This is a genomic window from Pectobacterium sp. CHL-2024, from assembly GCF_044751765.1.
In the GTDB taxonomy this organism is placed as follows: domain Bacteria; phylum Pseudomonadota; class Gammaproteobacteria; order Enterobacterales; family Enterobacteriaceae; genus Pectobacterium; species Pectobacterium brasiliense.
On sequence record NZ_JBIXKO010000038.1, the window covers coordinates 1 to 4,692 of the forward strand.

Annotated in this window: 1 protein-coding gene; it reads right to left on the reverse strand. The window is 56.1% G+C overall.

Features of this window, described 5'->3' with window-relative positions; all coding sequences use genetic code 11:
* The coding region (locus ACIPUG_RS21350) for an amino acid adenylation domain-containing protein (RefSeq protein ID WP_400340102.1) at positions 1-4,692 on the reverse strand (4,692 nt) is incomplete at both ends.

The window sequence follows — 4,692 nt, forward strand, 5'->3', positions numbered from 1 at the left end:
AAACTGTTGCTGAATTAGCGTCTCACGCGGGAAGTCGGCCTCGGTGGCGTTAAAATCGACCAGGACCTGCTGGCGTTCGGCTTCCGGTAATATGGGCAGGCTTAGCGCCGCCTGTTGCGGTGTGCTCTCCAACGACGTGACCAGACTCTCAAGCGCGGTAAGCATATAGTGGACGATTCGTTCAGGGTCGACGCCCATGACGGCTTTTGCGGTCAGGTTGAAGCCATCGCCCAGATCGTCCACTGACAGCGTGATCGGATAGTTAGTGCGCTCTCGCCCACTCAGTTGGCGCATGCCCTCCCAGAATGTGTTGCTAGTATCTTTCTGGGAATGCCGATAGTTGAATAGCGTGCTGAACAGCGGCAGAGGAGGGAGAACCTGACTGCATTGCTGAGCCAATGCCAGCGGTGCCTGTTCATGGGCTAATAGCGCCATCAGCTCATGAGACGTATTCTGAACAACATCGTGTACGCTGCGCTCACGGAGCGATACACGCAGCGGCAGCGTGTTGATGAACATCCCCATCACCCGATCGGCCCCCGAGCTTCCCTGCAGGCGACCCGAAAGCACGGAGCCAAAGACCACGTCATCACGACCGCTGGTCAGTGCAAGAACCTGTGCCCAGGCAACATGGAATAGCACACTTGAGCTAATTCCCTGCTGGCGAGCCTGACGGCGAATGGTATCAGCCAGTACGTGATCGAGTGAAAGACGCGCTTCGGTGATGTCTTCGCCGTTGCCTTGCACATCCACGCGATCGAAAGGTGCTGTCGGCGTGTCAATATCCGCCAGTCGGCTGCGGAAATACTGCTCATGCTCAGAAAGCGGGACGTTCAGGATCTGCGCGATAAAATTGCGATACGGTAGCGGTTTAGGAAGCGCTTCTGCCTTATCCTGCAATAGCAGGTGGATTTCGTCGATGATCAACGCCTGTGTTATATGGTCGCTGATCAAATGATGGATGCTCAGCGACAATAGCCATTCGCCGCGAATCGGATCGTGCGCCGTCGTCGCCGCAAGCAGCGGGGCTCGGTTGAGGTTGAGCCGATGATTGCTGGGATCGGTAGCTGCACGCAATTGTGCTGGGATATCGCCCGATGATGTTGCTGTCAGGGTGTTTACCGTCAGCGGTGCCTGTCGCCAAACCACCTGTACGGGTTGGTGGAGCCCTTGCCAGCAGATAGCGGTGCGCAGAATATCGTGGCGTGCGATAACCTGTTGCAATGCGCTGAGAAAACCATCAAGGCGTGCCTGTGTGTCAAAGGCGAGCTGGCTGTTTAACAGATAGGTATCGCCTTTCTCCTGCAACTGATAATGGAACAGAATGCCTTCCTGCAAGGGGGCCAGCGGGTAGATATCCTGCACATTGGCTACGCCGTTGGGTACCGTCGCGATAACCGTATCGATTTCTTCCTGAGACAGTGTGACCAGTGGCAACAACGCGGGCGTAATGATTGTGGTGTCTGTGGCAATCCGGTTAGGTGGGACGATGAACACCGATTTATCTTGGTTCTCCAGTATTTCCTGTGCCATGTCGCAGAGAACTGGGGTAGAAAAGAGGCTTCGGGCTTCAAGTGTCCAGCCAATGCTACGCAGACGTTCAATAAGTCTGACAATCATCAGCGAATGACCACCGAGCTCGAAGAACTGATCGTGGCGGCCAACGCGATCCAGCCCCAGCAAGTCTTGCCAAATTTGCGCGAGAGCTGTCTCCAGCTCGCCTTGCGGCGCTTCATAGTCATGACGGGCGACTGCCGTTTGGCCGGGCGCGGGTAGCGCATTACGGTCGAGTTTACCGTTTGGCGTGAGTGGGAAAGCATCAAGCATGACAAAAGCAGAAGGCACCATATACTCGGCCAGATGCTGGCTGAGCTGTTGACGCAGGTCAGTCGGGTGGAGTTCCGCACCCGATTGTGGGCAAAGATAGGCTACTAGTCGGGTGTCGCTGGGGCTGTCTTCACGGGCAATCACTACCGCTTCGCCGACGCCGCTGCACTGCATCAAGTGCGTTTCTATTTCACCCAGTTCAATACGGAAACCGCGCAGTTTGATCTGGAAGTCGTTACGGCCCAGATATTCGATATCGCCATTGGGCAACCAGCGGCCAAGGTCGCCGCTCTTGTAGAGCCGAGCATCTGGACGATCGCTAAATGGATCGGCAATAAAACGCTCGGCCGTCAATGCCGGGCGATTAAGGTAGCCGCGTGCGACACCGGCACCGCCAATATAGATTTCACCGGCGACCCCAAGGGGAACTGGCTGTTTTTGCTCATCCAGAATATAGATTTGCGTGTTGGCAATTGGGCTGCCAATCGGTGGTGCTCCGTTATGGCTCCCATCGCAGCGATACAAAGTAGCACAGACGGTAATCTCCGTTGGACCGTAGGCATTAAACACCTGCCGGCCCGATGTCCAGCGCTTAACTTGCGCCGCGGTGCACGCCTCTCCGCCCAGAATCAGGGTCTTCAACATAGGAAGGTCGGCATCGGGTGGTAGAGCACTGGCAGCAATAGGCGGTAATAACGCATGAGTGACCGCCTGTGTTTGTAGCGTCGTCAGCAACGCCTCGCCGGGCAGTAGCGCTTCTCGCGGGGCAAGTACCAGACTACCGCCATGAGAAAGGGTGGTTGCGACTTCAAACACACAGGCATCGAAACTGAAAGAAGCAAACTGCAACAGGCGGCTGTCGCGGGTGATATTGAAGGCATCAGACAGTGCATCAACCAGATTACACAGATTACGATGCTCAACCATGACCCCTTTGGGTTTACCCGTGGAGCCAGAGGTGTAGATGACATACGCCAGATGATGTGGCGTCAGGCCAAACGACTGCGGTGTCGGGTTACTGTCTGGTGCCTCGTTCGCGATAGCGGCTGGCAGATTATCGAGTTCGATAGTGGGCAGAGGGCTATCCAACAGGGCGACCAGATCGGTTTGCGTCAGCAGCGCAACAGGGGCGGCATCCTCCAGCATGTAAGTCAGACGATCGACAGGATAAGAGGGATCCAGCGGCACATAGGCGGCACCGGCTTTGAGGGTGCCGAGCAGACCAACAATCATCTCCAGACTGCGTTCGACGCAAATCGCAACCCGATCGTCCGGCTGTACACCGAGCGTAAGCAGATGATGGGCGAGACGGTTGGCGCGGCGGTTGAGTTGATCGTAATTGAGGGTCTGTTCGCCGAATATGACCGCAATGGCATCTGGCGTCTGGCGTGCCGCGTGTTCAATACGTTCGTGAATCAGCGCGTGCGGCAGGCTATCCGTGCCAGTGGCATTAAAGTCAGTCAGCAATTGCTGACGTTCTGATTCCGGTAGCACGGATAGGCTGCGTATCGGTCGCTGGGGCTCCGTTTCCAATGCAGCTGTCAGACCACTGATTGCCGTCATCAGGTAATTCACCACGCGCTCAGGATCGATTCCCTCAATGGCCTGCGCTTCCAGGCTAAACGCGTTACCCCGGTCGTTGACAGAAAGAATGAGTGGATAATTGGTACGTTCTTCTGACGTGAGCAAACGCATGCTGCTCCAGGCAAGATCGTCAATATCTTGTGAGCTGTGGCGATAGTTGAACAGCGTGCTGAATAACGGCATGGGGGGTGCCACGCCGCTACAGCGTTGAGCCAATGCCAGTGAGGCTTGTTCATGCTCCAGCAGCGTCATCAAATCGTGCGAGGTGTGCTCAACCACCTCCGCTGCACCGCGATCCGCAAGAGAAATTCGCAGCGGCAACGTATTGATAAACATCCCCATGATCCGATCGGCATCGGCGGTGCCAGCGAGTCGACCCAGTAGAACAGAGCCGAATACCACGTCATCACGACCGCTGGTCTGCGCGAGCACCTGTGCCCAGGCCACGTGGAACAGCACGCTGGGGCTGACGCCAAAACGGCGAGCCTGACTGCGAATCGCAGATGCCAAAGTGGCTTCCAGAGGCAAATGTGCCTCGGTGACGCTGCCGCCATCCCCTTGTACATCCAGCAGGCCAAAAGGCGCTGTCGGTGCATCGATATCCGCCAGCCGTTCGCGGAAATAGGCCTCATGCTCTGAGGTCGGTACATTTAAGGTTTGGTAGATAAAATTACGATACGGTAGCGGCGTTGGCAGGGCGTCCTGCTGGCCCTGCAACAGCTGACGGATTTCACCGACGATCAGTGCCAGCGTCATATGGTCACAGACCAGATGGTGGAAGCGCAGCGCCAGCAGCCATTCGTTTTGTTTAGGATCGTGAGCGATATCGGCCCTAAACAAGGGAGCCTGATTCAGATCGACACGATGGGTGCATGGATCGGTATGTGCCTGTAACTGTGCCAATACCGCCTCTGATGAGGTCGGTTTAAAATGGTTGATTGGCAATATTGCCTGACGCCAGACCACCTGTACCGGCTGGCTTAGTCCCTGCCAGCAAACAGAGGTGCGCAGAATGTCGTGACGTTCGATAACCTGCTGCAATGCGGCAAGGAAGTTATCGAGATGCTCACGGGTGCTAAAGGCTGCCAGATTTCTTAATAAGTAGGCATCGCCTTGCTTCTGCAGTTGGTGATGGAAAAGAATGCCTTCCTGCAGAGGCGAAAGCGGGTAGATATCCTGTACGTTGGCGGCTCCGCCGGCGACGGTAGCCACCACCGTATCGATCTCCGGCTGGGTGAGTGTCACCATCGGCAGCAGGTCGGGCGTGATGGCAGTACAGTC